This window comes from Streptomyces sp. NBC_01275, from assembly GCF_026340655.1.
Classification (GTDB): Bacteria; Actinomycetota; Actinomycetes; order Streptomycetales; family Streptomycetaceae; genus Streptomyces.
The window spans coordinates 3,022,084-3,047,973 of the sequence record NZ_JAPEOZ010000001.1 but is presented as its reverse complement, the minus strand read 5'-3'; the positions used below and the strand labels follow the sequence as shown (position 1 = coordinate 3,047,973).

Genomic DNA, 25,890 nt, shown 5'->3' with positions numbered 1-25,890 from the left:
GAAGGATTCGTCAGACAAGCCCATGGACGACGAGTCGATTCTGTTCTCCGTCAAAGATGCCGACCAGGACGTTGGCCTCCCGCCGGTCCCCACCGAAGAGACCCCGCTGGTCGAAGTGGACGATCAGAATGTCGTGGCTGTCGATCACCTCGGAGATGCCCCGGGTCTCGATCGTGTCCGACCACGCGTCCAGGTTCCGACCAAACCACTCCGGCAGCCCGCACGGCTCGGCAACAGCATCCCAGAAGTCGTTGAGTGTCTCGATCGGCCGACCGCGCAGATCAACGATCAACTCGCTATACGTCATCGCAGCAGACTAACCAGCCCGCACCACGATGCACTCACCGATCAAAGAGATGGGCTCTAGTTGTGGAATCATGGCAACTGAGAGGAAACTGAGGGGGTTGACCTTGGCTGACGTGCTGATCAGGCGCGGAGTTGCCGGACTGCCGAGCGTGTCCCGCTCGGATGTCCCCGGGAACTACCCGTACGAAGCGATCAGGGTGGCGAAGCTCATCCGAGCCGCCGGCTTGACCGTCGAGTTCGAGGACGAGAAGCCTGATCGCACCTACCTGACCCACGACGCCGCCGAGTTCTGGTTGCCGATCATTGAGTTCGCCAGGGACGTCGGGAAAGAGACCCTGATCGCAACGCTGACTGGCTTGGTCTCCTCCTACGCGACGATGAAGATCCTCAGGAGGGGCGATTCGTCCGGCGAAGAGGTGACTGTTCCGTCCCCCGTTCTGCACGTGGAGGTAACCCGGCAGGGTGACCTGACCACCAAGCTGGTGCTGGACGGCCCGGCCGACTCGGTCCTCGAAGCGATCACCAGGATCGAGAGGTGGGGTTCTGAGGATGAGCGCCGTCAGCTCCCCGAGGGATGAGAACGAAGTCTTCCAGCAGTGCCAGGTCGACCTTGAGCAGGCCAAAGCTGCACGCCACCCCGATCCAGCTGCGCTAGAGATCCTGCGGCGGCTGAGGGGGGAGCTGCGGCAGGTAATGGACCGTTCCGAAGAGCACGACCTTGCCCTCTTCGACCGAGCTCATGAGCTGCTGGACGAGGTAGGCGGATTGCTGAGGCGGGGCTATCCGAAGGCTTGCACCATGGCCTACCGCGACGGCGTCTACTACCGGGAGTGTCCAGTCGATCTTGGGCATCTTCGGGTCGGGTTTAGCGTGGAGACACGCGTGGACGAGTCGGAGTGCTCGATTTGCGGACTTGATCCTGACGAATGCGATCACATCCCCGGTGAGTCGTACGAAGGCCGTGAGTGCCTCGTCGTCATCACGAAGGCCCAGATCCTGGCAGTGGCCCTCGTAGCTAACCCGAGGTTCCGGGATGCGCGCTTCGGCAGCCTGTCGCTCGGCACATCTACCGAGCTGCGTGCTGCTCTTGGGCCGAATTTTCGGCCGGGAGTGAGGCTCAGCTGCGATAAGTGCCTCGCGGGATGCCACGGCCTCAACCGAAACTTCGATGGGTCGACACACGGCTGATCGACAGTAACTGGCCGGACGAGACTCGGCGCTGCCGCAGAGTCGCTCTTCCGCGTACTGGTCGTTCTCGTGGTGCACCCACGAGCTGCTTCACCCCCGTGCCGGTGACACCAGCTCACCGCCACTTCAAGGAGACAGCCTCTAGGGCCAGGTGGGCCGGAGTGCGGCCCACTCGCGATCGAGGATGGCGTGTACGACGGAGTCGCGCCAATTCCCGGCCTTCAGAATGTGCTCCCGAATGGTGCCCTCTTCGGTCATTCCCGCTGCCGACATTGTCTTCGCTGACCCCTGGTTGAACGGCGATCGAGCACCCCAAATGCGGTGCAGTCCGAGTTCGTCGAACCCGAGACTGAGGAGGAGGCGCACCGTTTCGACGCCATATCCAACACCCCAGGCGTCTGGGCGCAGCGCGAAGCCGAAGGTTGCTCCGCGCTGCTGGTGTGGATCCATAGCAATCCGGCCAAACCCGACTGCATCGTCTGATTCCCGCTCTATGACCATGAGTGCGTACTCGGATCGCGGGACTGCTGCAGCTGAGGCGACAGACCGGGCGATGATCTCGCCGACTTGGTCGCGCGTACGCGGTTCGAATGACAGGTGCTCCGTCGCCTCTTCGTTGCCGTAGATGGCGAACACCGCGGCGACGTCGTCGGCGGTGAGCTCACGAAGGGTGAGGCGTGGGCTGGACCGTTTGACCGGGTACATGCGGCGGACTTTACCCGCGTGGCAGCGCCGGCCGGCTTGCCGGAAAGGCCTCGATCTCCAGGCGGAGGTCGCGCCCGACGGCAGATGTCCTGGCTGGGCTCTGACCTAGAGCCTGGCGCACCCGCATCGCCGAGACGATGATGCCGTTGTTCCTGTGCGTGACCGGCAGATCCAGAACAGGTCGGAGGGCTGCCGCCGTACCGTCCACGTCGCCCGCGAACAGTCGGATCATTGCGAGGTCGCATCGCGCGCCGGCGAGATCCCCGAACGCCCAGTTCGGTGACGTCGGGTCGCTGAACGCTCGCACCGCATCCTCCGCCTGGTCACTGAGCTGCTGGTTGCCGTTGCCGAGCAGCGCCTCCGCCTCCACCGCGTAGTAGAGCTGCTTCTCCGGCGCGTAGAAGAAGAGGCCGCCGAGCCGATCAAGATCGTCGTGGACGACGTGCTCGCGTCCTTCGGTGGCTCGCTGGTTCACGGTATGGACCGTGGCTTCATCGCCGATGACCGCGGCTGCACGGGCTTGCAGGCCCAGTAGCCACAGGCCCACCGTTCCAGGGAGGTTGGCTGCGGTCGCGGCACCCTGGCTGGCGTAGTGCAGGGCGTCGTCAGGCTTGTCCGCCCAGTACGCGATGAGGCTCTTGAGTCCGTCGACCAGAGCTATGAGTCCAGGGTGTTCGGCATCGCGGGCACAGGCCGCTGCAACGCGGGTCATGGTCAGGGCCTGGTGCGGCGACTGCATGTCGTTGAAGCCCTTGGCTACCAGGAACGACAGCAGGGCACCCTTGAAGTACAAGTCGCGCAACTGCGACGGCTTCAGCCGGCCGCCCTCCAAGAGGCGAAAGACCTGTTCCTGCGTGGCAAGAAGGTCGTCCCAGACCACCGAGAGGGGTTCGCGGGGGTAGGCGGTGACGAGTCGGTTGACCTCGTCGTCGAGTAGTCCGAGCGTGTCATCGCCCACGGTCCCGCGGTCTTGCCCGAAGAGGAAGTCCTTCGCGCGCTGTACAGCCATCGCGCCCGTCCTTTGCATCTCGATCAGGTCCGCGCCGGCATCGACGCGGGGGTGAGTCGGTGACGTGCCGCTGGAAGGTACGAAGCTCGGTGGAGTCCCGGCGGGTACCTCAGTCCATAACGCATCGATGGTGTGGCCAAGCATCGCGGTGATAACCGGGCGGAAGGCGCGCTGAGGCCTACGCCCGTCATAGAACCATCCTTGGACGGTCTTGAGCGCCGGGACTTCCGTGTGGGGACCCCGTTGCCCGGCTGCGGCCTGGTAGAGCTCGAGAACGTCCTCGGGGGTGCGTACGCCGCGTTGTTCGAGGATGAACCGGAAGAACAGCACGGTGCCCGCCTCTCATCGTTGTGTCTGGCATGCCATTGCGACGACGGTAAGACTCCTTCCCCGATGAAGTTGCCCTGGATAGAGGTTACTTAGCGGTCCGAGGTCATTTCGGGGGAACTCCGAGGCTGACCTTCAAAATCCCGGCCCAGTCCGAGGTCTGTTGGGGGGTAGAGCCGTCGACCAGCGGTTTGCAACGCTCGTACTCCGTTTAGCTGAGAGTGCCCGAGCGAGCACAGCCGTATACCGGGAGCCCCCGTGAACCATCCGAGTCCGAGTCCGAGCACCGCGCCCGGTGCGCTCGTGCCTACGACCGGGACGTCGCCCGGCGAGGGGCCGCAGCTCGCCGCAGTCACTCTGTTGCCCCTGGTATCCGAGGAGCGGCCGGCTTTTGACTGGTGTACGACGTTGCTGGCCGACGGGGGAGCGGGTCGCAACGCACGGCTGCGGTCCCGGTCCTGGCTGACGATCGGGCGCTGGTCGGGCAACGTGGACATCGCGGCACGTGTCGCCGACAAGCTGGTGGACAACGCCGTACGGCACGCCAGGCCCTTCGCCGACGGCCGCGTCCCTCTGCGTCTGATCGTGACCGCGGACGCCCGGGAGCTTCTTGTCGAGGTGGACGACGCGTACCCCGAGTTCCCCGGCTTCGAGAAGGCGGCGAACCAGTCCGGAAGAGCCACAGGAACGCCGACTGGCCTGTGGTGGGTGGCGCACTACCGGGGCCGCCTGGGGTGGGGCGTGGTGAGGGACGACGACGGCGTGATCGTGGGCAAGACCGTGCAGGCCGTCCTCCCCGTCGGCTGACGCGCCCGGCCGGCCCGCACGTCCCCCTGCTGGAACCGACTCCGAGGACCTCATGCCTTCCCCTCAGTCCACTGCCCGCCCGGCCGCTCACCGCCGCAGACGGGGCCGCCGCCCCCGGACAGACCGCTATCTCCTGGACGAAGTCTCCGGCGTCCTGTACGCCCCGCTGGCGTGCATGGCCGTTCTGGCGGGCGGGACCGTCGTTGCTGCTTGGGCCTTCGGCTTCACCGTCACGCAGGTCGCCGTCTGCCTCGGTGGCAGTGTGCTCGTCACGGGACTCGTCGGCGCCATCCGGGTCCAGGCCGTGGCGGCCGCCCTCCAGGGGCATCGTGACGGCGAGCTGCAGCGCGTCGCGGAGGCCGTGCAGGCCGCGGAGAAGAGCGTCATCTGGACGGCGCAGGAGCTGTGCCGGGGGGCGCGTCCCCCACTTCCCCAGGAGCCTCCCTTCAACGGCGGCGACACGCTGGCCAAGGTTCTGGAGCTGGTCGGCAGCCTGCAGGTGCAGGGCGCCGCCGCCATGCTGCGCGTGCATGACGAGTCGCAGGCCGCGGTGCTGGTGGCGATGCATCAGACCCTGTCGCGCCGTCAGCACGGGCTGATCGGGGAGATGCTGGAGCACCTGACACTGCTGCAGAGGGCGACCGAGGACGTGGATCTGCTCGCCCACTGCTTCAAGATCGACCACCTCGCGACACGGCTGCGCCGCATGGTCGAGAGCGTCTCCGTCGTCCTGGGCGGCCAGTTCCTGCGCGAGACCCGGGCGCCCGTTCCCGTCGCCACGCTTCTGCGCGGCGCGAAGTCGGAGGTCGTGAAGTACCCCCGCGTGCAGCTCGCGAGCGGTGACGTGGGGGCGGCGTTCGCACTGCCCGCCCACGTCCACCCCGACGTCACGCATCTGCTCGCCGAGTTCATCGACAACGGCCTGGACCACTCCGACCCGGCTGCCAAGGTCATCGTGCGGGCGCAGAAGGTCGCCCGGGGTCTGCACTTCGAGGTCGAGGACCGCGCGATCCTCCTCATGAACCCGCAGAAGCGGGACCTCCTCAACAAGCTCCTGAACAACCCCGGCCACGCCGACATCGCAGATCAGGTCCGCCGGGGCAGCCTCGGTCTGATCACCGCCGCCAGGATCGCCGTGAAGCACGGCCTCGAAGTCTGGCTGTCGATGAACCCGACGGGCGGCACGACGGCCAACGTCGTCGTCCCCAACCACTACCTCGTCCCGACCGCTCCGGCCATCGGGACCGTCACGATCCCCGCTCAGCCCCAGCCTCGGCCAGGTGCTGGGCAGCTGGCGCACGCGGCGGCTGCACCGCGCCCGACGGGTCCCGGCCCCAGCGCCGCCGGCCCCGCGCGACCGGTCGGCGACGCCAGTACGGGCTCGCTGCCCCGACGAAAGCGGGTGCAGCGTCCCATGCCCACGGAGCAGGGCCCCGCAGCTCCTGCCCCGGCCGCGAATCCCCAGGCCGTTGCGGACTGGCGGACCGGTCTGCACGCCGGTCTGCAGTCCGATGCCTCCCCCACCACCCAGTCCTGATCTCCCGGAGTGTTTGCCATGACCTACGACACGACTGCCCCCGTGATCTCCCCCAAGGAGGTCCAGGACCAGATGGCGCGTCTGCTGGACGAATTAGTGCAGGACACCGCCGGCGTCACCCACGCATTACTGGCCTCCCGAGACGGGATAAGGCAGGCGATCCCGTCCCACATGGACGAGGACTGGGCGGACGAGCTGGCCGCCGCGTTCTCGGGCCTGGCAGGACTGGCCAAGGGCGTCACCGGGCCGACGGACAAGCAGATGCCGGCGGGCCAGATCCTCGTCGAGCGCGAGGACACCCTCTTCCTGGTCACCGAGGCCGGTACGGGAAGCGCCTTCATCGCCTCCGGAAAGACCGTCGCAACCGTCCTGGTCGTGCTCGCTCGCACGGACGCCAACGTCGGAACCGTCGCCTTCGCCGCCGGCCGCCTGGTGCAGCGGTTCGCCCCCTACATGACCACCCCGGTCCGCACGCGTCACGGTCAGGGCTCCGGTGTCGAATGAACTCCCGCTCCGGTCCGGACTCATTAGCGGCCTCGGACGAGACGGCCGGCATCGTGCGGCTGTACGCGGTGACCGACGGGCGCACCCGAGCCCGTCACCGCCTCAGCATGCACACCGTCCTGGGCCCCGGCCGACGCCCGCCGCGCAGCATGCCCGAGGAGAGCGTGCAGATCGTCGAGTTGTGCCGGCAGCATCGGCGTCCGCTTGCCGAGCTGGCCGGGACGCTGAGCCTGCACGTCGCCGCGGTGACGGTCCTCGTCTCCGACCTGATCGACGCCGGGGCCCTGAAGGTGCACGTGCCGGTGGCGCCCGGCGAGAACCGCGACGTACAGACGCTGATGGCTGTGAGCGCCGGCCTCAAGCGCCGGTGGCCGGGCGCAGAAGCGAAGGCCGGGTGACGGCGCCATGACGCAGCCTCTGCAGCCGGGCGAGCGGGTGACCGTCAAGGTGGTCGTCGCCGGCGGGTTCGGCGTCGGCAAGACCACAGCGATCGGAGCGGTCAGCGACATCACTCCGCTGCGCACCGAGGAGCTGCTGACCGAGCAGAGCACGGCGACCGACAGCCTGCACGGGGTCGAGGCCAAGACGACCACCACGGTCGCCTTCGACTTCGGCCGCGTCGGCTGGGACGTGCCCGACCCGATCGAGCTCTACCTGTTCGGCACCCCAGGACAGCCGCGCTTCTGGGACTTCTGGCACGACCTGGCCGAAGGCGCGTTCGGCGCCGTCGTCCTGGCCGACACCCGCAGGATCGACTCCAGCTTCCACGCCGCCGACTTCTTCGAACAGCTCGGCATGCCCTTCGTCATAGCGATCAACCGGTTCCCCGGCGCCGCTCCCCGCACCCTTCCGGAGATCCGCGAGGCCTTCGACGTGGACGCCTCCGTGCCGCTGATGTTCTGCGACGCCCGCAACCCCGAATCCGTGGCCTCCGTGCTGATCGCCCTGGTCAAGCACGTCGTGAAGAGCCAATCCGCCCGCCCCACCCTTTTGGACGCATGATGACCACGACGACAGCCCGCACTGTGCAGCACCAGATCCAGACCTACACGGACGACCCGGCCACCGAGCTGTCCGAGATGGCCACCCGCCTGACCCGGTTCAGCGAGCTGGGCATCCCCATGCAGGGGCAGCAGGTACTCGACGACATCGCCACCGACATGGCCGAGCGCACCGGCTTCCTCTACGGCATGGTGAACGCCTTCAGCGACGAGCAGACGTTCCTGGGCCTGCACAACCCGCCGCGGGACGCCGGCTATCCCATCGTCGGCCGCTCCATGAACCGCGGTCACGGCTACTGCCCCGAGGTCGTCCAGCGCAAGCGCGGCCTGCCCCTGCCGGACGTGGCCGCCTCCCCACGCTTCCAGAGCAACCACGTCGTCGACGCCATCGGCATCCAGTCCTACTTCGGCAGCCCGATCATCGACGAGGCGACCGGCCTGGTCCTGCTCACCGTCTGCGTCATCGACCCGGAACCGCGGACCCTCCAGGACGCGGCCCGGGTGCAGACCATCGTCCGGGGCGCCGTGCGCGCGGCGGCCGACGTCGTCAAGATCCCCACGCCTGCCCGTTGACGAACGTCTTGCCCCGGAACTCCCCCGCACGCGGTTCCGGCCGCAGCCGCCATGTGAGCCCCCTTCAGGGAGAGGGACCGTCCATGTCCATGCCCGCCACGCCCGCCACTCTTGACAGGTTTCTCACGCCTGCCCATCAGGCGCTGTGGGAGGCCGCCGACGACTTCGCCGCCCAAGAGATCGCGCCCCGGGTGGACCGTATGGAGAGTGCGCCGCAGCGGGTGGACCGGAAGATCGCTCGGTTGCTGGCCGGCCGCCGTTGGTTCGGCGTCACCGTGCCCGAAGCCTTCGGCGGGATGCAGGCCGGGCAGGTCGCCAAGACGATCCTCATCCACCGCCTCGCCCGTGTCTCCGGCGCGGCCGCCGCCATCCTCCAGGCCAGCCTGATACCGGTCGGTGCCCTGCTCCACTACGGTGACTACGACCAGCACAAGACGCTGCTGCCGGCCGTGGCGGACGGCAGCGTGCTGATGTCGATCGCGGTGACCGAGCCGGACCAGGGCGGTCACATCGGCGGGATGGCGAGCGCGGCCGAGTGGGACGGGAAAGCCTGGGTTCTCACGGGGGTCAAGGCCCACGTCGGGAACAGCCACATCGCCGACCTCCACGTCGTCGTCGCCCGCACCGGCCCGGCCGGCGCCCGCACGACGCAGGCTCTTACCGCGTTCCTCGTCCCGGGCGACCAGCGTGGTGTGAGCGTCGTACGGCACACCGGCAAGCTGGGGCTGCACGGTTTCAGCTTCGCCCAGATCAGCTTCGACCGGGTGCGCATCCCCCCGGACCGGGTGCTCGGCGAGGTCGGCCAGGGCTTCGACGTCGCCCAGTCCAGCAGCGTCCTGTACGGAAGACCCAACCTGACGGCCGTCTCTCTCGGCCTGCACGAGACGGCCGTCGCGCTCACCGCGCAGTACGTCGGCGCCCGGCCCCGCTACAAGGGCACGCTCGCCGACCTCGGCGTGGTCCGAAACCGGCTCGGGCAGATGGCCGCCCGGGTGATCATGGCCCGGATCCTCGCCTACCACGCCGTCGACATGCTCGACCGCGGCCTGTCGTGCGACGAAGAGCTCATCGCCGCCAAGGGCCTCGGCCACGAACTCGCCGCCGAGGCCGGCCGGGACGCCATGGAACTGCATGCCGCGAACGCCCTCGACGACGGCTACCCCCTCGAACGGGTATGGCGCGACATGCAGACCACCTACGCCCCCGCCGGCACCGGAGAAGTCCAGCGCCTGCGCCTCGCCCAAGGCCTCCTGCGCGAACACGACCACCCGGGCGACGAGGCCGACCGCACACCGTGGTCCGTGCTCCTCGCCGACCACACGCGGCACGCCCGAGCGGACCCGACGACCGCACTGTGAAGCCCCCGCGCACGGCGCCCCCGTAATCCGCATCGCCGTGCGCGGTTCCACGCCCCGCTGCCGGGCCCCGCCCCAACCATCCCGGCAGCGGGGCCCCAACCGCCACCGCCACACGACTCAACGGAGAAATCTCCATGGCACACGCCGACACCGGCTCCGCCCGTCACGGGCCGCGCGGTGACGCCATCAAGGCATGGCAGACCGCCGTCTTACGCCTGTCGGCCGACGCCGACGCCCGCTGGCACCGCATCGCCGCAACCGCGCTCGACCCGCTGAAGGCATTCAGTTGAGTACAGCTCAGGCAGCGGTCGGTGACGGGGACGGCGGAGCCGCCTCAGCCCACAACGATGGGGCGGGGCAGCAGCCCGTCCACCACACAGCCGACCCCGGCCTCTCACAATGGCCGCAGCTTCTCCAGGGGCTGCCCGTCATCCCGCGTCACGTACGGCTCAAGGGGAGCGACAGGGAGCGGTACCGCAGCGTGCTCATCCGCGCCTATCAAGCCGGAGGCACTGTCCGCGCGATCGGCTCGGTTCTGGGCCGCTCGTATGGCTTCGTGCACCGGATGCTCGAGGAAGGGGACGCGCTGCGCGGGCGTGGGCCGGCGGTGCTCCGAGGGGACTCGGCGGAAACCGAGCTCCGGGCCCGCATCGAGGACGGAACCTACGAGGTCGACGACAAGCTCCCGTCGGTCGCTTGCCTGGGCGAGGAACTCGGTGTCTCCCGTGAGGTGACCGACCGCGCTGTCAACCGGCTGGCGGCCGCTGGGATCCTCCTCCGAGTGCCCAGCCGGGGGATAGTGGTGACGGACCCACGAACGCCGCGCACCGGCACCAGTCTTCGCGTGCGCACGGGACCAGGGAAGTGGGAGACCTGGACGGTCCCGCCCCCAGGCACAACGAACGCCGATCACCTCAGAGCTGTGGTGACGAGCCGCGTAGCGGACGGCGCCTATGCTCCCGGCCGCAGAATCCCGAGACTTGCGCAACTTGCCGATGAGTTCGGCGTCGGCGTCCCCGCGGCCAGCCGCGCCCTCAAACCGCTCGGAGAGCGCGGACTCCTCATCCACGTCCAGGGTCAGCGCGGACTGTTCGTCCACCCCGACGCTCAACGCCGCCTCAGGGCGGCAGCGGGAAGCCCTGCCTACTCCCGGTCCTCCCCGCTCGTGCCCGGTGGCTCGGATGACGTCCGGCCGCCGGGCAGGCAGAGCTCCCGGAGCGGGGCCAGGCGGCGGCACCGGATCCAGTGTGGCGAGGAACAGCTCTGATCTTCGACCGCCAGCACATCCACCGCGGAGCGGAGGAGTCTCGTCCGGCCTACCTCTTCGCACCCGCCGCCGTGCGCACTGCACGCAACGGCTTCTCGTAACCAAGATCGCCGCTTCCCTAGGAGACGCAGTGATTCCGCACGTTGTCCTGACCTGGGTCACTACGGCCCGAGGAGGAGCTGAGAACTCCGTCATCGAACTGGCGGAGCATCTCGCCCAGATGGTGCCCGACGTGGATGTGGTGTGGTGGCGTCTGGGCGGCCCGCCCGCTGGCTACTGCACCGCCGCCCGCGTTCACGAGGTCGCGAACTGGCACGACTACCAGAAGGCGTTCACCCGCGTCTGCCAGGTAAGCGACGGCCAGCCCGTCGTGGTGATCTCGAGCCACCGCACCGCAGCCGCCGACGTGGTGCTCGCCCCGCACGCACGGGTTCTGCCGGTCGTCCGCCACGTCGTCAACGCCGACCAGGTGCTCCGGGTGATCGATCCGGCCGACGGAGCCTTGGTCGAAAGCACGATCGGTGATCTTCCATGGGAGGTGCTGTCTGCCGTGCCCGTCTGGGTGGGCATCTCGCACGCGTCGTCCGCCGCTCTGCGCGCTCACGCGCCCAAGGCGCGATACGTCACCATGATCCACAACGGGGTTTCCATTCCTGCCGTGGTTCCTCTCCGTTCCAGGCCGGCAACCGGTCGGCTGCTGGTCGCTGCAGTCGCCCGCACCGTGCCGTGGAAGCGGACGGACCACCTAGTGCGGGCGGTTGCCGACCCGCGCCTGTCCACCGCGGTGCGCCTGGACGTGTTCGGAGAAGCGGGCTCACAGCAGGCCGCGCTGGACGAACTGGCGCGCCAACTGGATGCACCAGTGCGTTTCCTCGGGTATGCCGACGACCTGCCCCGCCGCCTGGCCGGGTACGACCTTCTGGCCACCGCGTCGGTCCAGGAGGGTTTCGGGCGTGCTGTCATCGACGCCGCCGGCGCCGCGGTCCCCTCTCTGGTGCCCAACGCCGGCGCGAGCCCCGAGCTGGTCTTCGACGGGCTGACCGGCATGGTCTACGACCCGGACGACCCCGGCGACCTCGTGGCAGCCCTCGCCGATGCTCTTTTGGACCGCCCGGCGCTGGCCAGGATGGGCAGCGCCGCCCGCGTGCTGGCCGATGCCTGGTACACCCCGGGCCGCTGCGCCGCCCAGTACCTGACTCTGGTCATGGGCCAACGCCCAGCCTCCCGGACCCTGGAGACCGTCCAGTGAACGACGGCGGGCCCCTCTTAGGTGATGTGCTGCGCCTGGCCGACGATCCGTTCCTGAAGGAACTGGGTGCCGGCGTCCTGGACGATCAGCCCATCGCGTCCATCGGCGACGTGTCCGGCACCGTGTACGACCTGGTGTGCGCCTCGCTCGGCAACCGGCCACGCATGCATCCCGACGCCTACGTGTCCACGCTGGCGAACGTGGCCGACGACGTGGTGATCGGTCCGGGCGTGCGCATCCACGAGTACTCGACCGTGCGCGGGCGAACGGTGATCTCGTCCCACGTGCACATCGGATACGGGTGCGAGATCTCCCGCAGCCTGGTCGGCGAACACAGCATCCTGTCCCACCGGGCGACCGTGGGCTGTTGCGTCATCGGCCGCGGCTGCTACTTCTCCGCCGACCTGCTCACCGCGGCCTGCGTGATGACCAACGACGACATGCTCCGCCCGGACAAGCCCATCAGCTTCGCCCTGCCGGACGGCCGACGGATGAGTACCGGCGAACCGAAATGGTCAGCGGTGATCGGCGACGGCGTCCGCGCCGGTGCACGGGTCACCGTCGGCCCCGGCGCCGTCATCAACGCCCGATCGGTCCTGGCTCCGAGCACCACCGTCGCCACAGTGTGGATCCCCGCCGACAGCCAGGTGTCCGGGCCGCAGTCCGGAAGCCGGATCGCCACTCCTTGGGAAGGACATTCATGAGGTATGAGACCGTACGCAGGCACCTCGTCAGCGTGATCGACGACATGGTCGCCTGGCAGCTGCTCAACCCGGCCGGAGGAGCGGTGTCGGTGCGCATGCCGGACGGGAACATCCTGCTGTCCTGTACCCGGCTGGCGTTCGACCGCTGGAAGGTCAGCCCCCGAGACTTCATCGTCCTGGCCCCCGACGGGGCGATCGTCGAGCAGACCGGCGGCCTGGGCGCATCCGGCACTCCAGTGCACCTCGACCTGTACCGGATGCTGCCCCGCGCCGGAGCCGTCGTGCACACCCACGCCCCCTACAGCCTGGTCTACGCATCCCTGGGCCTGCCCGTGCCGAGCGTGACCAACCGCGCCGACACCTTCGGCGACATCCCCTGCCTCATAGCGGACGACAGCACCGTGAAGTCCGAGTTCCTCGCCAACCCCGTCCCGCTGGACCTGCCGGAGGGCATGGTGAACCGCCCCGACGTCGCCGCCGTCAGCCTTCTGGAGTACCGGCCGCAGCTGGAGAAAGTCATCGCCCCTCGCGCCGACGAACTGACGCGTCACGGCCTGGCCTTCACCCTTTACCGGCACGGTGCGTTCACCGTCGGCCGGCAGCTGGAGGAGAGCGTCGATCTGATGCTGCGCCTGGAGGAGACAGCGCGGACCGCGGTGCTGCAGCCGCAACTGACCGGCGGAGCCGTCTACCTCAACCGGGTGTACCAGCCCGAGAAGCGGGGCGCGGCGGTGCAACCATGACCACACCAGTATCGTCGTATCTCACGGGACGGGATTTGATCTATAGCCTGTAGTGATATTCCTCCCCAAATCGCTCACGAACTGGGACAGGAAACATCGCTGAATGAATAAATTGACCTCGCAGGAGCAGCCCATGGCCGCAGACCGGCACACCTACCGCATCACCGGCGGAGTACCGCTTCACGGCACGGTCGAAGCCTCCGGCGCGAAGAACGCCGTGACCAAGGAACTCGTCGCCACCCTGCTGACTGGCGAACCCTGCGTACTGCACGGCGTGCCCCGCATCCTCGAGGTCGACCTCGTCCTCGGCATGCTCGCCGAGCTGGGCACCGAGGTGTCCTGGCTCGGCGAGCACACCGTGCGCGTCCACACCCCTGAGGTGACCAGCACCTCGTTGTCCTCCATGTACTCCGGCGTCAACCGGATCCCGATCCTCATGATGGGACCCCTGTTGCACCGGCGCGGCGAGACGGTCGTCCCCCTGCCCGGTGGCTGCACCATCGGCAAACGGCCCATCGACTTTCACCTCCAAGGTCTCGCCCAGATGGGCGCCGACATCGTGGACCGGCCCGGCTCCGTCAAAGTCAGTGCCGACCGGCTCACCGGGGCACACGTCCATCTGCCGTTCCCCTCAGTCGGCGCCACCGAGAACCTGCTGCTGGCGGCTGTCCTCGCCAAGGGCACAACCGTCATCTCCAACGCGGCCGTCGAGCCCGAGATCGTAGACCTGGTGCTGATGCTCCAGAAGATGGGCGCCCTGATCACCATCGATACCGACCGCACGCTCACCATCTCCGGTGTCAGCGAACTCCGTGGCGTCGAGCACCACACCGTGGCCGACCGCATCGAGATCGCCTCCTTCGCGGCGGCAGCAGTCGCCACCGACGGCCGCATCGAGGTGCGCGGCGCACGCCAGGATCACCTGATCACCTTCCTCAACGTCCTGCGCCACGTCGGCGGCGAGTTCAAGGAGACCGAGCACGGCCTGGAGTTCTTCCGGGCCCGGCCGCTGACCGCCACCGACGTCGAGACCGGCGTCCACCCGGGCTTCATGACCGACTGGCAGCAGCCGATGACGGTCCTGCTCACCCAGGCGACCGGCACTTCCGTCGTCCACGAGACGATCTACGAAGACCGCTTCGGCTACGCCCAGCAGCTCAGCGACTCCATGGGTGCCGGCATCGAACTGACCACCCGGTGCCTGGGAGCCGCAGCCTGCCGCTGGCACAACCGCGACTTCCAGCACACCGCCAAGATCACCGGCCCGACCCCGCTCAAAGCCGCCGACCTCGTCATCCCCGACCTGCGCGCCGGCTTCGGCTATGTCCTCGCCGCCCTCGTCGCCGAAGGCACCAGCACCATCAGCGGCACCCGCTACCTCGAACGCGGCTACGAGGAACCCGTCGCCAAGCTCGCCGCCGTCGGCGCCCGCATCACCATCCAACCCGCCTGACAAAGCCGGTGCCGCCCGCCCACGGCCGGACGGGCGGCACCACCGGCCGGAAAGGACCCACTCGTGCGAACTGCCTTACCCCTCCTGCCTCCACAGCGGGTATGGGAGCCGGTCATCGACCAGCACGACACCTGGCTCGCGATCAACCCGGATCAGGGATGCCCCAAGGTCTGCGACTACTGCTACCTGCTCGACCGCGGCCAGACTCGCGTCAAACCGGCCCAACTGGCCACCCCCCAGCGAACCATCGACTTGCTCCTGTCCAGCCCCTACTACTACCCGCAAGCCGTCCTCGCCCTCTACACCTGCACCGACGCCCTCGCAACCCCCCGCAACCGCGCCCACCTTGTCGATTTCCTCGGTGAACTGGCCACCAAGGGCGTACACAACCCGGTGTGCCTGATCACGAAGTGCAAGGTCACCCAAGACGTCATCGACGCAATCCTCACGGCCACGGCCGCCAGCATCCCCGTGATCGTCTACCTCAGCTACTCCGGCCTCGGCCCCGACATCGAACGCGGCATCGACCACGATGCCCTCCGCGACAACTTCCCGCGCCTGCGCGAACACGGCATCCCGGTCATCCACTACTGGCGTCCCCTCATCCACGCGAACGCCGCCCCCGAGACGATCACCTACGTCCTGGACTGGGCCGCCCGCTACTCCACCTGCTCCGTAGCCGTCGGACTCAAGGTCAAACGCGGATCCCGGCAACAGATGGCTGACCTGTGGCCCGCGCTGGGCGACAAAACCCTGCCCCTCGAATCGGCCGACGCCGTGTGGCCGCGCGAGACCTGGGACCTCCTGGACGCTCTCCCCGCCCGTTACCCCGGCCACCCCATCTACCAGACGAACTCCTGCGCCCTCGCTCACGTTCTGCAACGCCCGGACAACCACCACGTCCACGCCACGCCCACCTGCACCGCCAACCACTGCCCGGCCAGTCAGCGCGAACGATGCGCCACCGCATCCCCGCCCCCGGTCACCGCGGACGCCATCCGAGACCAGCTCGTGTGGCTCGGCGTGCCCACGGTCCCCGCCCTCGACTGGGACGCGACGACACGCACCCTCACCATTCAGGGAGCCCTCAGCCTCCGTGACCGCAGCAACATCGCCCAACGACTCGGCATCGCCGTCCGAGCCGCACGCGGCAGCAACGAGCGGTACTGGTCCGGTCGGCTCGAAGGCCGACAGCCCCTCATCGTCGACTCGTAACAGCAGCCCCGAACCGGCGACGGAGCAAGGTACAGAGGACGCCGACGACAGAGGGGAGACATACGCCATTCGTTTCAAAACCGACCTGGCGCGCTCCCTGTTCAGCCTCCGGGAAGAGCGCGGCTGGTCGGTGTACGACCTTGAACTACGAACGGGTGTCAGTCGGTCGACGCTCTCACGGATCGAGCGAGCCGTGACCGAGCCAACGGTGACCGTTCTCGTTAAGGTCTGCTTGGCATACGGCTGCCCCGTGTCACATCTGTTGGCTGAAGTCGAGTCTCAGCTGCTCGGCCACAGCAGCGTCTTCGTCACGCCTCCAGGGCAAAGCGCAACCTGACAGCCAGAGTTGTCGGCGATGGCCAATAGGGTGAGTGGCATGAGCACACCCACTGAAGGGCTGACCCTGGGGGCTGTCAGCGACCTGATCGAACGCAAGATCCTCACCGACACCGTCCGTATCAGTAGGGTGGGCGAGCCGGTCTTCAACCCGGACACGGGCCAGTACGAGCCCGGCCCGCCCGTCATCATCTACGAAGGGCACGGCGGGATCTTCCCGAACGGTGATCCGGGGATCGTGCTGCACCTGGAAGGTCAGGCGTACGTCGACGACTCCACGTCGAAGTACAAGCTGATCACGCCCCTGGATGCCCCGGTCGCTTCGCGTGAGGACACGGTGAGCGTCGTCAACGCTGCCGATCCCGCGGCTGTCAGCCGTACGTGGCGCGTCCTCGACGTCGGGCAGACCTCCACCCTGGCCGTGGTCCGCACGACGTTCCTGGACCAGAACACCCAGTCCAGCACTTCGGCCAGCACCTCGTGAGCACGCCGATCGATACCGAGGCGGAACGGGAGAAGCTGGAGTCGACGCTGCTGGTGGACACAGTGCGTATCACTCGCCCAACGGGAACGCCCCAACTCGACCTCTCGACCGGTCTCCTGGGGCCGGTGCCAGCGGAAGTGGTCTACGAGGGACCGGGGGCTGTCCTGTCCGGCCATGGTCAGGTGACCGCGCAGCATGTGCTCGGGCGGGAGTGGCTGGACGACACGGTCAGCTGGTACCGGCTCCTCACGCCGATTTCGGCACCGGTTCCGGTGCGGTACGACCGTGTGGAGGTTGTGACCGCAGCGGGCGGGCACGCGGCGACAGCGAATCGGGTGTGGCAGGTCCTCGATCCGTCGGAGGCGTCCACGGTCGAGATCGTTCGGGTGACCCGCCTCGACGAGATCACCCCTCCGTAGGCGGCTGGCGAGCGGGATTGGCAAGGGATACCCGTAAGATCAGATAGGTGCCAACACATCAGGATTCGAAACCTATCTCTCCTGGAGGTGAGCCCCTCTCGGTGCGCGTCACTGGGCAGGGACATACCGCCGTCGTGGAGATCGGCGGTCACGACATCTCCCGGGACCTCGCTGCGTACTCGCTGGCCCACCGAGCGGGCGACGTACCGCAGATGGTGATCGAACTCTCCCCGAGATCCACTGCGGCCGGGGTGTTCGAGGGCCTCGCGCACCTCGTCATCGGCGACCCGCCGGACCCTGGACCGGCAGCGGCCGCCTTCCTGTCCGCGATCAGTCCCGCCGAACTGGAGAAGGCTGCGCTCGACCGCCACGACTTCATGGACGGCCGCCCCCACGAGCTGACCCGCGCCATGCTAGCTGTGCTGCGGGAATGGGCCCTCGGCCAGTGGGGCGAGCCGGAACCGGAAGGCGGGGAGTGAGCCATTGGCGTCCTCGCTGAATCCGCACCCCAACGCTCACCCGCTCTCGGGCGCCTACTCCAACGCGTTCCAGATCGCCGCGCAACTCGAGGCCAGGGCGGCACGCACTCTGCCCGAGGTAACAGCCATGGTCCAGCACTACGCGATGCTGCTGGAGACCCGGATCAAGGCCAAGGCCAGCGGCCGACCGGGCCCCAACGCGCCCACAGGCGACTACCGGCGCTCGTGGACGCACGAGGTGTCCACCGACGGGTATTCCGTCACAGCGGTCGTCGGCACGAACAAACCCCAGTCGCGACGCCTGGAGTACGGCTTCGTCGGCGCTGACACCTTGGGACGCGTCTACAACCAACCCCCGTACCCGCATGTGGGGCCAGCTGTGGAGGAGATCCGACCGCTGTTCATCGTCGCGCTCGGCGACACCATCGGCGGCGATCCGTGAAGGGCAGCGACGCCAAAGCTGACCTGCAGGTTGGCGTCGCAGGCGGACAGACCACCAACGAAGGGGAGTAGATGCCCGTCTCCGGTCGGCTGGTCTCGCTCGCGGTTCAGACGATGCTGGCTAGTGCGACAACTCGCTCCTGCGGTTATGGGACCGCCCCGACGTCATCAAGTACGCCCACCGGTGCCACGATCCCCTACAGCGTGCTGTACCCGTTGGGTATCACCACCTCTGGTCCGGCTTTCGGTGACGCCGACGCGGACGCACGGGTGCTGTTCCAGGTCACGTGTGTTGCCTCCACGGCGGAGCAGGCGGAGTGGATGGCCGACAAGGTCCGCGCCGCGATTCTCGGCCGCTCGGCCAAGGGCGACTTCGTCAACGCCGTCGTCGTCGCCGGATGCGCGGTGATCGGCAGGGAGTTGGACAAGGAGGAAGGCGTCACGGTCAGCGGTGGCGTATACAGTTACGTGCAGCGGTACGTGCTCACTGTGACCACTCTCGGGTCCTGACGTATCGGCTACCTCACCGCGGAGGCCCTGTCGCGGACGCCCGGCCACATCGGTACGGGCCGAATCCCTCTTTCGCATCATGCGATTCGTAGGGGATGGGCCTCCGGTGCACGCTCTCGGGGCCTGTCCTCGGAGAGCGAGAGTCAGTGGCCATCACGCAGCAGCGGTACATGCGCCGCGGCGTCACGAAGTTCCTCTTCCTCAAGGCCGTCAAGGCGCAGGACAACGTCCCCGTCCGGGCGGAGCTGGGCAGCCCCAACGCCACCGAACTGTCGGCGGCCATCAGCGACATCGAAGGCTGGGCGCTGGAGAACACCGCGATCGACACCCCGGACATGGCGAGCGAGTTCACGTCGAACATCCCCGGCGAGGACAAGGCGGACAACAGCTCGCTGACGTTCTACGAGGACAAGGTCGACGACACGCTGGAGTCGCTTCTGTCCAAGGGCGTCGAGGGGTACGTCGTCATCCTCCGCAAGGGCGACATCGCAGGCAGCAAGTCGATGGACGTCTTCCCCGTGCGGGTCGGCAGCCGTGCGGCTGCCTTCACGGCGAGCGCGGAGCCCGCGAAGTTCAAGGTCAGCTTCGCCATCACCGCCGAGCCCACCCTCGACGCCGCCGTGCCGGCCGCGGCTTGACCGGGCGGGGCTGTCACATGACTTCGAGCACGACACACGAACCGTCCGCGCAGGCTGTGGCGAGGGACCCGCACTGGTCGGCGAAGATGGCCCGGCTGCGGGGCCGGGAGCTGCCCCAGCGTCCGGTGACGTTCGTCGACGACCCGCGGTTGAAGACCGCCGTCAGCGAGGCGTCGCTCGGACTCGCCAAGGCCCGCACCACCGCCTCGGCGGAGTCGATCGAGCAGGGTGTGGCCGAGGAGCAGCGGGAGCAGTGGATCCAGGCGCATCCGATCGTGCTCGCTGCGGCCTCGGCGGTTGAGGCTGCGCAGGGTGCGCTGGAGGAGGGAACGATCCGGCTCACCTTCCGGGCGCTGCCCCGGCCGGTGTGGGCTCAGTTGCTGCGTGAGCATCCGCCGACGGAGGCCCAGGCGGACATGGGGCACGAGTACAACGTCGAGAGTTTTCCTGCGGCTTTGATCGCCGGCTGCTCGGTGGACGGCATGGGCGAGGGCGAGGCTCAGGAGCTCCTGGACAGCTGGAGCGACGCGGACGCCAAGGCGCTGTTCACCGCAGCTCTCCTGCCCAACCAGACCCTCCGGGCCGACCTGGGAAAAGGCTGACGGATGATCCGGGCTTCCGGGCCGAGATGGAGCTGTGCGCGCAGTACGGCATCCCGCACAGCCAGTTCACGGGGGCCGGCGACGGTCGCCGCTGGTCGGCCCTGGACCGGGCGAAGGCTCTGGCGTGGCTGGCGTTCACGCGCGCGGTGTGCGGCGGCTGCGGCACCCGGGCGGCCGAGTGGGACGAGACGCACGGCGGCGACCGGTTCGCCTACATCCCGGAGACGACTCGCTGTCCGGGGTGCGAGCTGATCGAGATGGAGCGGGACTTGGTGCCGGAGGGTCCGGAGGGGCGCGGGGTGAAGATCGGGCTTCGGCCCCGGAAGGACGAGTAGCCGTGACCGGCGCCTACAGCCTGTACGTCAACATGATGGCCAACTTCGGCAACCTGACGAGTGGCCTGCGTACGGGAGCGACCCAGCTCCGTGCGTTCGACGGGCAACTCGCCGGTGTCGACGGCCGACTCAACCAGGTCCAGACTGCCACCCGGCAGCTGGCCCGTGCGCAGGCGGCGGCTTCGGCGCAGATGGTGCGCTCGCATGCCCAGGTCTCGCAGGCTGCCCAGCGTGCCGCCTGGGCTCAGCAGGTAGCTGCCCGTGCGCAGGCGGTCGCCGCTCAGACGGCTGCCCGCGCGCAGGCTGCTGCCGCCGCTCAGGCCGCGGCGGGGGAGCGTGCGGCCCGTGCGCTGACGCTTGCGCAGACGATGGCTGCGCGAGCCGCCGCTGCCACCGGCCAGGGCGCGGCGGCCGCGGCGCGCACGTCGGCCGCGGCTCAGGTCGCTGCGACCCGTGCGGCACAGGACCAGGTGGCGGCTCAGGCCAGGACGACGGCCGTACAGGCGGCAGCCGCCCGTGCGGCCGGTGTTGTGGCGACTTCGGAAGTCCGTGCCCGCAACGCTGTGGCTGGGCGCGACGAGGCCCAGCGCGTCGCCGCCCGCAATGCGGCGGCCTCGGCGCAGAGCACCGCCCGGGCGGAAGCCGTGCTCGCAGCCGCCCGTACCCAGCGCGCAGTCTCCCTCGCGCAGACCGGGCTGATCATCAGCGCCGTCCTCGGCGTCGGCGTGGCAAACGCCATCGACCTGGAAAAGGCGATGGCGAACGTCTTGACGATCAGTCGGCAGATCACTGGTGACACGGTCGGCCAGTTCACCGACCAGATCGTCGAGCTGTCCACCGAGCTGCCGCAGACGGCCGAGCAACTCGCCGAGGGCCTCTACCAGGTCGTCAGTACGGGCTTCGACGGCGCCGAGGCGATGACGATCCTGGAAGTCTCGGCCCGAGGTGCTGCGGCCGGCCTGACCACGTCCGAGACGAGCGCCCGCGCGCTGCTGGGAGTTCTGAAGGCGTACGGCCTCGAGGCAGCGGATGCGACCGACGTCATGGACGTCATGTTCCAGACCGTCAACCTCGGCGTGATCAGCTACGAGGACTTGGCGCAGCAGCTCGGCGACGTGGTGCCGATGGCGGCCGCGGCCGGCGTGGAGTTCGACGATCTTTCTTCGGCGCTGGCCGCGATCACGCTGTCCGGTATCCCCGCCGCCGAGTCTGCGACGGCGCTGAACATGCTGATGACGCGGCTGATGAAGCCGACCCGGGAGCTGAAGGCAGCGATCCGGGAGCTGGGTTACGAGTCGACGGCGTCCGCCGTGGAGCAGGACGGCCTGTACGTGGTGGTCAACAAGCTGAACCAGGCCTCCGGCGGTTCGGCGGAGAACCTGGCGAACCTGTGGCATGACATCCGAGCGACCCGGGCCGCGCTGGCCCTCGCCGCGGCGGACGGCCAGAACTACGCGGACACGTACGCGGGCATCGCGAGCGAAGTCGAGCGGGCCGGGGCCACGCAGCGGGCCTACGACGTCCAGATGGACACCACTGCCGGACAGTGGCAGTTGTTCAGCAACCAGGCCCGCGCGGTCGGCATCGACTTGGGCCGTGCGATGCTGCCGGCGCTGCAGGCGGTCGGCGAAGCCCTGAATGTGTTCGCCGGGGCGGTCAACGAGCTTCCCGGGCCGGTGAAGTCCCTGGCGGCAGGGCTGGGGGTCCTCGTAGCCGCCACGCTGATCGCGAGGGCCGCGTTCACGAAGCTGAGCCTGCAGGTCACCGCGTTCCGCACCAACCTGGCTGCGACCCGGGCCGGCGGCGCGCTGCTGCCCACCGTCCTGTCCGGGGCGGGTCTGGCCGTATCCGGGCTGACCGCGCTGCTCGCTGTCGGGACCCTCGGGTACGCCGCCTACACGGCGTCGAAGCAGGAGGCGAAGGACGCGACGGAAGAGCTCGTCGAGGCGCTGAAGGCGGAGGGCGAGCAGGAGGGGAGCGGGCTGGCGCTGCGCAAGCTCGTCGAGCAGATCACGGGTGGGGACGACCTCGACACGCTGAAGGACGCGGGGGTGGACATCAACGACGCCATCGACGCGATCACCTCCGGCGGCGCGAAGCTGTCCGCGCTGAAGGCGAGGCTCGACCAGGACTCCCTGGAGTACAGCGGGAAGGTGCGGTCCGGAGAGGAGCCGGGCGGCGTGGAGAACATCACCAAGTTCTCCAAGGCGAAGAAGGCCCTCGACGAGCGGCGCAAGATCTGGAACGAGTCGATCAAGGACTACCAGGAGCAGCTGGAGCAAGAGCGCATCATCGGAGCGAAGATCCGGCAGCAGGCCACCACGAACGCGGCGTGGAACCTGGACCAGTTGATACCGCTCGACAAGAACGGCGCCCCCCAGTACACGGAGGAGATGAAGGCCCTGGCCACCGCGGTCGGGGACGCGGTCGACCCTTCGCGGGCATTCAAGGATGCCCAGACCCAGGCCGGCGAGGCGATGCGCAAGGCGGGCAAGGACGCGGCCGACGCGAAGGTGTCGCTTCGCGACTACATGAAGGAACTGCGGACCCAGGCCGAGGCTCAGCGCGACTTCCAGTCGAACCTTTCCGAGCTGGCCATCCAGGGCTACGGCGACCTGACGGGCCACTTTGCGGAACTCGGCGTCGACTCTGCGCCCATGCTCGCCGAGCTCGTGAAGAACCTGAAGGCCGGAAAGACGGAGATCGCCGACGAGATGCAGGCGATCGTCACCGAGGACGCGGCGCGGTCCACCGAGGCGTACAAGCAGGGCCTGGACCTTCTGCCCGCGATCGCCGCCCAGTACGGAGAGAAGATCGCCCGCGAGTGGGCGAAGGCGTCCGAGACGAACGATCCGGCGGCATTCGCGCGGGTCACCTCGAAGATGGCGTTCAGCCAGCTCGGCGAGGCCGCGAAGGCCAGCTCCGCAGACGCGCGGCAGGAGCTGGAACGCGGGATGGAACTGATCGCCGAGGTTGCCCGCCGCAAGGGGGCCGACTCGGCTGCGGCGTTCAAGAACGCCCTCCTCGACGGCCGTGTCGAGGAGGCCATGGGCACTCTGCAGGCGATCTGGGGTGCCGACGCCGACGTCAAGGCGCCCAACCTGGCGGGGGTGGTCGGAGCCTTCCGCACGGTGGGCAAGGACGCGCGAGAGGCATGGGCCGGAATGCTCGACCTGATCACGGTCGTCTCGCGCGAGAAGGGCTCGCAGGCCGCCGCGTCGCTCACGTCTGCGCTGCTCTCCGGAGACATGGCCGCAGTCCAGGCTCAGCTGGACGCCATCGGGGTCTCCGTGCAGAACATCCCCGGCAGCAAGACCGTCACCGTCAACGTGACTGCGAACCAGCCGCCGCCCGTGGTCGTACCGCTCGTGATCAAGCGGCAGGCGACGTCCTGGGACCGGGACGCCGACGGCGTCCCGGACTCGATCCAGGCGCCCAAGGCGCAGGCCGACGGCTCGGTCCTGGAGTTCTACGCCGACGGCGGCGTACGCAAGGAACGGCACGTGGCGCAGATCGCCCCGGCCGGAAGCATGCGGATCTGGGCGGAGAAGGAGACGGGAGGGGAGGCGTACGTACCCCTGGCGGAGTCGAAGCGGCCACGGAGCAAGGCGATCGTCGGCGAGGTCGTCCGGCGCTTCGGCGGACAGGTGGAGTGGTACGCCGGCGGCGGCCTGACCGACTGGTCGTACAACACACCCGAGCTGTTCAGCCTGTCCGGCATCGCGGGCGACTCCAAGGACAAGAAGGACCGCTTCAGCTCGTCCAAGTTCGTCACGAACCTCCACAAGTCCGTGACCGTGGCCCGCCGTTGGCGCAGCGACCTCGACACCGTGGCCCGCCGGGCCGGCCAGGACGTCGCCGACGCTCTCGCCGAGATGGGCGAGGACGGCGTCGACCTGACACGCAAGATGGCCACCGGCAGCTCCCAGTACGTCAAGGCGATGACGAAGGACCTGGAAGCCCTCGCGGCGACCGCCAAGGCGTCCCTGTCCTCGTACACCAGCCAGCTGAAGGCCGCGGTCAAGGATCAGCAGGCGTTCGAGAAGAACATCGCGAAGCTCGCCGCCATGGGCTACACCGACCTCGCCGGGATGCTGGCCGAGCAGGGCGACCAGGACGCCGAGGACCTGGCGGCCCAGGCGGTGAAGTCGCCGAAGAAGGCGAAGAACGCCAACACCGCGGCGAAGTCGTCCGGCGCGACGCTGCCGGACGAGGACCTGGCCGACCTCGTCAAGATCATCGGGGCCATCAAGTCGTCGAAGACGGGCATTCACGCCGTGGCCGAGGCGACCGAGCTGGACGAGGACCACATCATCGACGTCGCCAGCGCAGGCAGAGCCCGCATCAAGGGAGCCCTCGGCAAGAAGGCCGACACCTTCCTGTCCGACCTGGCGAAGGCGAACAAGCACTTGGCGTACGGATACGGCGGTGTTCTCACACCCGGCATCTACGCCACGTCGAACGGGGTCGTGAAGTTCGCCGAACCGGAGACGGGAGGCGAGGCGTTCGTCCCGCTCGGTGCCGACAGGCGCGCGGCGGCCACCGCGGTCCTCGGCGATGTCGCACGGCGGTTCGGCTACCAGCTCACCCCGAACGGGGTCACCGGACCGGTGAGCCTCGTCGACGCCCGGCCGGCGAGTTCCGTCCAGGTGATCGTCGTACGCGAGCAGCCCGCGGCACTCGTCGGCTCCATGCCGGTGACCGTCAACGGCACCGCCGACGCGAACACGGCCGACCGCGTCGGCACGGAGATCATGCGGCGGCTGCGGAATGCACAGCGGGGAGGCCGCATCTGATGGCGACGATCACTCAGGAGTGGCAAGTCGACTTCGCGGGCGTTCTCATGGGCCCCAAGACGCCGTACCCGATCAGCGACATCACCGGGCTAGGCACGCCAGAAGTCCGTGTTCAGGACGTCCAGCTGCCGACGGACGACGGTTCGTTCCCTGGGGTGGACTACTACAGCCCCCGCACGGTGACGATCGAGGCCGGCATCCGCACACCGGGCGACCCGCAGGCCGCCGCCGACGCGCTTGCCGCGCTCGACCAGGCCGCCGCCGACCCCGCCGCCCGCAAGAGCGCGGGAGCCTTGCAGGCCCTGCGGCTGTGGTGGCCGGGCCGCAGCAACCCCAAACGGCTGCACGGCAGGGTCCGCCGGGTGGAGGTCGTGACCCTGGCGCAGGCCGTCTACGGCTGGATCCCGATCACCCTGCAGTTCACCGCGACCTCTCCCGAGTGGCACGACGACGTCGAGCAGCGGACCACGCTGCCCCTCGCCCGCGACGACGACGAGGACGGCTTCACCGCTCCGGTGACCGCGCCGATCACGACGGGTGTCGCCAATCCTCAGGAGCGGCCTGGCTGGGTCACCAACGGCGGTGACCTGCCCGCCTGGCCCTCCTTGACGATCAGGGGCCCCGTCGTGAACCCGCGGATCTGGATCACGGAGACCGGCCGTGTCCTCGACCTCGCGCTGACGCTCGGCGAGAGCGACACCCTCCAGATCGACACCCGGCCCGGGACGCGCTGGGTGCTGCGCAACGGCGGCAACGCCGCGTACGCCCTGTCCGCCGAATCCCGCCTAGACCTGTTCCAGATCCCGCCCAACAAGACCAGCGAACTCCGGTGGACCGGTGCCGACTACACCAACTCCACCCGTCTCACGGTGTCGTGGCGCGACGCCTTCACCGCCCTATAGGA

The 25,890-nt window shown here is 68.6% G+C and carries 30 protein-coding genes; 27 read left to right on the top strand and 3 right to left on the bottom strand.

Annotated features, from left to right (window positions below; genetic code table 11):
• Positions 1–10: 10 nt before the first annotated feature.
• Positions 11–307 carry a barstar family protein gene (locus OG562_RS13315; RefSeq protein WP_266396970.1) on the bottom strand — a complete coding sequence of 99 codons (297 nt, stop codon included), beginning with the start codon at positions 305–307 and terminating at the stop codon, positions 11–13.
• A 70-nt stretch (positions 308–377) separates the two neighbouring features.
• Here OG562_RS13315 and OG562_RS13310 point away from each other — a divergent pair, with 70 nt between their 5' ends.
• Entirely contained in the window at positions 378–884 is a 507-nt protein-coding gene (locus tag OG562_RS13310; protein WP_266396967.1) for a hypothetical protein, read from the top strand.
• Positions 856–1,494 carry a hypothetical protein gene (locus OG562_RS13305; RefSeq protein WP_266396964.1) on the top strand — a complete coding sequence of 213 codons (639 nt, stop codon included), beginning with the start codon at positions 856–858 and terminating at the stop codon, positions 1,492–1,494. The genes OG562_RS13310 and OG562_RS13305 overlap by 29 nt, the downstream gene beginning before the upstream one ends.
• Positions 1,495–1,635: 141 nt before the next feature.
• Here OG562_RS13305 and OG562_RS13300 read toward each other — a convergent pair whose 3' ends face one another.
• Positions 1,636–2,199, bottom strand: coding sequence for a GNAT family N-acetyltransferase (locus OG562_RS13300; protein ID WP_266396962.1), 564 nt, complete (start codon positions 2,197–2,199; stop codon positions 1,636–1,638).
• Between the two features lie 10 nt (positions 2,200–2,209).
• Positions 2,210–3,538, bottom strand: coding sequence for a hypothetical protein (locus OG562_RS13295; protein WP_266396959.1), 1,329 nt, complete (start codon positions 3,536–3,538; stop codon positions 2,210–2,212).
• A gap of 357 nt (positions 3,539–3,895) precedes the next feature.
• On the opposite strand from OG562_RS13295, the gene OG562_RS13290 reads away from it, so the two are divergent.
• The 25 genes from OG562_RS13290 (at position 3,896) to OG562_RS13165 (ending at position 25,888) form a co-directional block, all read left to right on the top strand.
• Positions 3,896–4,342, top strand: a complete 447-nt coding sequence (locus tag OG562_RS13290; protein ID WP_266396956.1) for a hypothetical protein — start codon at positions 3,896–3,898, stop codon at positions 4,340–4,342.
• Positions 4,343–4,394: 52 nt separating this feature from the next.
• A complete protein-coding gene (locus OG562_RS13285; RefSeq protein ID WP_266396953.1) occupies positions 4,395–5,879 on the top strand; it encodes an ATP-binding protein in 1,485 nt (494 codons plus the stop codon).
• 18 nt (positions 5,880–5,897) lie between these two features.
• Positions 5,898–6,383, top strand: a complete 486-nt coding sequence (locus OG562_RS13280) for a roadblock/LC7 domain-containing protein (RefSeq protein ID WP_266396951.1) — start codon at positions 5,898–5,900, stop codon at positions 6,381–6,383.
• Positions 6,380–6,781 carry a DUF742 domain-containing protein gene (locus OG562_RS13275; RefSeq protein ID WP_266396950.1) on the top strand — a complete coding sequence of 134 codons (402 nt, stop codon included), beginning with the start codon at positions 6,380–6,382 and terminating at the stop codon, positions 6,779–6,781. Before OG562_RS13280 ends, OG562_RS13275 begins: the two co-directional genes overlap by 4 nt.
• 7 nt (positions 6,782–6,788) lie before the next feature.
• Positions 6,789–7,385: an ATP/GTP-binding protein gene (locus OG562_RS13270; RefSeq protein ID WP_266396948.1), complete on the top strand. Its 597-nt coding sequence runs from the start codon at positions 6,789–6,791 to the stop codon at positions 7,383–7,385.
• Positions 7,385–7,957: a GAF domain-containing protein gene (locus OG562_RS13265; RefSeq protein ID WP_323187509.1), complete on the top strand. Its 573-nt coding sequence runs from the start codon at positions 7,385–7,387 to the stop codon at positions 7,955–7,957. Before OG562_RS13270 ends, OG562_RS13265 begins: the two co-directional genes overlap by 1 nt.
• 83 nt (positions 7,958–8,040) lie before the next feature.
• Positions 8,041–9,315, top strand: coding sequence for an acyl-CoA dehydrogenase family protein (locus tag OG562_RS13260; RefSeq protein WP_266396945.1), 1,275 nt, complete (start codon positions 8,041–8,043; stop codon positions 9,313–9,315).
• A 134-nt stretch (positions 9,316–9,449) separates the two neighbouring features.
• The gene (locus OG562_RS13255; protein WP_266396942.1) at positions 9,450–9,605 is read left to right on the top strand and encodes a hypothetical protein; all 156 of its coding nucleotides are present in this window, start codon (positions 9,450–9,452) and stop codon (positions 9,603–9,605) included.
• Positions 9,602–10,582 carry a GntR family transcriptional regulator gene (locus tag OG562_RS13245; RefSeq protein WP_323187508.1) on the top strand — a complete coding sequence of 327 codons (981 nt, stop codon included), beginning with the start codon at positions 9,602–9,604 and terminating at the stop codon, positions 10,580–10,582. The genes OG562_RS13255 and OG562_RS13245 overlap by 4 nt, the downstream gene beginning before the upstream one ends.
• 220 nt (positions 10,583–10,802) lie before the next feature.
• Positions 10,803–11,831: a glycosyltransferase family 4 protein gene (locus OG562_RS13240; RefSeq protein WP_266396939.1), complete on the top strand. Its 1,029-nt coding sequence runs from the start codon at positions 10,803–10,805 to the stop codon at positions 11,829–11,831.
• On the top strand, positions 11,828–12,535 hold the full coding sequence (locus OG562_RS13235; protein ID WP_266396937.1) for a hypothetical protein: 708 nt from the start codon (positions 11,828–11,830) through the stop codon (positions 12,533–12,535). Before OG562_RS13240 ends, OG562_RS13235 begins: the two co-directional genes overlap by 4 nt.
• A complete protein-coding gene (locus OG562_RS13230) occupies positions 12,532–13,278 on the top strand; it encodes a class II aldolase/adducin family protein (RefSeq protein WP_266396935.1) in 747 nt (248 codons plus the stop codon). The genes OG562_RS13235 and OG562_RS13230 overlap by 4 nt, the downstream gene beginning before the upstream one ends.
• Before the next feature lie 133 nt (positions 13,279–13,411).
• Positions 13,412–14,731 carry a UDP-N-acetylglucosamine 1-carboxyvinyltransferase gene (gene murA, locus OG562_RS13225; protein ID WP_266396933.1) on the top strand — a complete coding sequence of 440 codons (1,320 nt, stop codon included), beginning with the start codon at positions 13,412–13,414 and terminating at the stop codon, positions 14,729–14,731.
• A gap of 63 nt (positions 14,732–14,794) precedes the next feature.
• Positions 14,795–15,946, top strand: a complete 1,152-nt coding sequence (locus OG562_RS13220) for a hypothetical protein (RefSeq protein WP_266396930.1) — start codon at positions 14,795–14,797, stop codon at positions 15,944–15,946.
• Complete coding sequence (locus OG562_RS13215) at positions 15,828–16,283, top strand: helix-turn-helix domain-containing protein (protein WP_266396928.1); 456 nt, start codon at positions 15,828–15,830, stop codon at positions 16,281–16,283. The genes OG562_RS13220 and OG562_RS13215 overlap by 119 nt, the downstream gene beginning before the upstream one ends.
• Positions 16,284–16,322: 39 nt before the next feature.
• Positions 16,323–16,766 (top strand): DUF6093 family protein, encoded by a 444-nt coding sequence (locus OG562_RS13210; protein ID WP_266396926.1) that lies wholly within the window; start codon positions 16,323–16,325, stop codon positions 16,764–16,766.
• A complete protein-coding gene (locus OG562_RS13205; RefSeq protein ID WP_266396924.1) occupies positions 16,763–17,185 on the top strand; it encodes a DUF6093 family protein in 423 nt (140 codons plus the stop codon). Before OG562_RS13210 ends, OG562_RS13205 begins: the two co-directional genes overlap by 4 nt.
• Positions 17,186–17,286: 101 nt before the next feature.
• Positions 17,287–17,664 (top strand): hypothetical protein, encoded by a 378-nt coding sequence (locus tag OG562_RS13200; RefSeq protein ID WP_266396922.1) that lies wholly within the window; start codon positions 17,287–17,289, stop codon positions 17,662–17,664.
• A 4-nt stretch (positions 17,665–17,668) separates the two neighbouring features.
• Positions 17,669–18,106, top strand: a complete 438-nt coding sequence (locus OG562_RS13195; protein WP_266396921.1) for an HK97 gp10 family phage protein — start codon at positions 17,669–17,671, stop codon at positions 18,104–18,106.
• A gap of 71 nt (positions 18,107–18,177) precedes the next feature.
• The gene (locus OG562_RS13190; RefSeq protein WP_266396919.1) at positions 18,178–18,615 is read left to right on the top strand and encodes a hypothetical protein; all 438 of its coding nucleotides are present in this window, start codon (positions 18,178–18,180) and stop codon (positions 18,613–18,615) included.
• 146 nt (positions 18,616–18,761) lie between these two features.
• Positions 18,762–19,253, top strand: a complete 492-nt coding sequence (locus OG562_RS13185) for a hypothetical protein (RefSeq protein ID WP_266396917.1) — start codon at positions 18,762–18,764, stop codon at positions 19,251–19,253.
• 17 nt (positions 19,254–19,270) lie between these two features.
• Positions 19,271–19,855, top strand: a complete 585-nt coding sequence (locus OG562_RS13180; RefSeq protein ID WP_266396915.1) for a hypothetical protein — start codon at positions 19,271–19,273, stop codon at positions 19,853–19,855.
• Positions 19,856–19,881: 26 nt separating this feature from the next.
• Positions 19,882–20,190, top strand: coding sequence for a hypothetical protein (locus OG562_RS13175; protein ID WP_266396913.1), 309 nt, complete (start codon positions 19,882–19,884; stop codon positions 20,188–20,190).
• A 2-nt stretch (positions 20,191–20,192) separates the two neighbouring features.
• A complete protein-coding gene (locus OG562_RS13170; RefSeq protein WP_266396911.1) occupies positions 20,193–24,986 on the top strand; it encodes a phage tail tape measure protein in 4,794 nt (1,597 codons plus the stop codon).
• The gene (locus OG562_RS13165) at positions 24,986–25,888 is read left to right on the top strand and encodes a hypothetical protein (RefSeq protein ID WP_266396909.1); all 903 of its coding nucleotides are present in this window, start codon (positions 24,986–24,988) and stop codon (positions 25,886–25,888) included. Before OG562_RS13170 ends, OG562_RS13165 begins: the two co-directional genes overlap by 1 nt.
• Positions 25,889–25,890 lie beyond the last annotated feature (2 nt).

What these genes read in the sequence shown, in the direction of transcription:
- OG562_RS13315 (WP_266396970.1), bottom strand. Translation starts at nt 307, where the DNA reads ATGACGTATAGCGAGTTGATCGTTGATCTGCGCGGTCGGCCGATCGAG.
- OG562_RS13310 (WP_266396967.1), top strand. Translation starts at nt 378, where the DNA reads ATGGCAACTGAGAGGAAACTGAGGGGGTTGACCTTGGCTGACGTGCTG.
- OG562_RS13305 (WP_266396964.1), top strand. Translation starts at nt 856, where the DNA reads ATGAGCGCCGTCAGCTCCCCGAGGGATGAGAACGAAGTCTTCCAGCAG.
- OG562_RS13300 (WP_266396962.1), bottom strand. Translation starts at nt 2,199, where the DNA reads ATGTACCCGGTCAAACGGTCCAGCCCACGCCTCACCCTTCGTGAGCTC.
- OG562_RS13285 (WP_266396953.1), top strand. Translation starts at nt 4,395, where the DNA reads ATGCCTTCCCCTCAGTCCACTGCCCGCCCGGCCGCTCACCGCCGCAGA.
- OG562_RS13280 (WP_266396951.1), top strand. Translation starts at nt 5,898, where the DNA reads ATGACCTACGACACGACTGCCCCCGTGATCTCCCCCAAGGAGGTCCAG.
- OG562_RS13275 (WP_266396950.1), top strand. Translation starts at nt 6,380, where the DNA reads ATGAACTCCCGCTCCGGTCCGGACTCATTAGCGGCCTCGGACGAGACG.
- OG562_RS13270 (WP_266396948.1), top strand. Translation starts at nt 6,789, where the DNA reads ATGACGCAGCCTCTGCAGCCGGGCGAGCGGGTGACCGTCAAGGTGGTC.
- OG562_RS13265 (WP_323187509.1), top strand. Translation starts at nt 7,385, where the DNA reads ATGACCACGACGACAGCCCGCACTGTGCAGCACCAGATCCAGACCTAC.
- OG562_RS13260 (WP_266396945.1), top strand. Translation starts at nt 8,041, where the DNA reads ATGTCCATGCCCGCCACGCCCGCCACTCTTGACAGGTTTCTCACGCCT.
- OG562_RS13255 (WP_266396942.1), top strand. Translation starts at nt 9,450, where the DNA reads ATGGCACACGCCGACACCGGCTCCGCCCGTCACGGGCCGCGCGGTGAC.
- OG562_RS13240 (WP_266396939.1), top strand. Translation starts at nt 10,803, where the DNA reads ATGGTGCCCGACGTGGATGTGGTGTGGTGGCGTCTGGGCGGCCCGCCC.
- OG562_RS13230 (WP_266396935.1), top strand. Translation starts at nt 12,532, where the DNA reads ATGAGGTATGAGACCGTACGCAGGCACCTCGTCAGCGTGATCGACGAC.
- murA (WP_266396933.1), top strand. Translation starts at nt 13,412, where the DNA reads ATGGCCGCAGACCGGCACACCTACCGCATCACCGGCGGAGTACCGCTT.
- OG562_RS13210 (WP_266396926.1), top strand. Translation starts at nt 16,323, where the DNA reads ATGAGCACACCCACTGAAGGGCTGACCCTGGGGGCTGTCAGCGACCTG.
- OG562_RS13190 (WP_266396919.1), top strand. Translation starts at nt 18,178, where the DNA reads ATGCCCGTCTCCGGTCGGCTGGTCTCGCTCGCGGTTCAGACGATGCTG.
- OG562_RS13180 (WP_266396915.1), top strand. Translation starts at nt 19,271, where the DNA reads ATGACTTCGAGCACGACACACGAACCGTCCGCGCAGGCTGTGGCGAGG.
- OG562_RS13175 (WP_266396913.1), top strand. Translation starts at nt 19,882, where the DNA reads ATGGAGCTGTGCGCGCAGTACGGCATCCCGCACAGCCAGTTCACGGGG.
- OG562_RS13165 (WP_266396909.1), top strand. Translation starts at nt 24,986, where the DNA reads ATGGCGACGATCACTCAGGAGTGGCAAGTCGACTTCGCGGGCGTTCTC.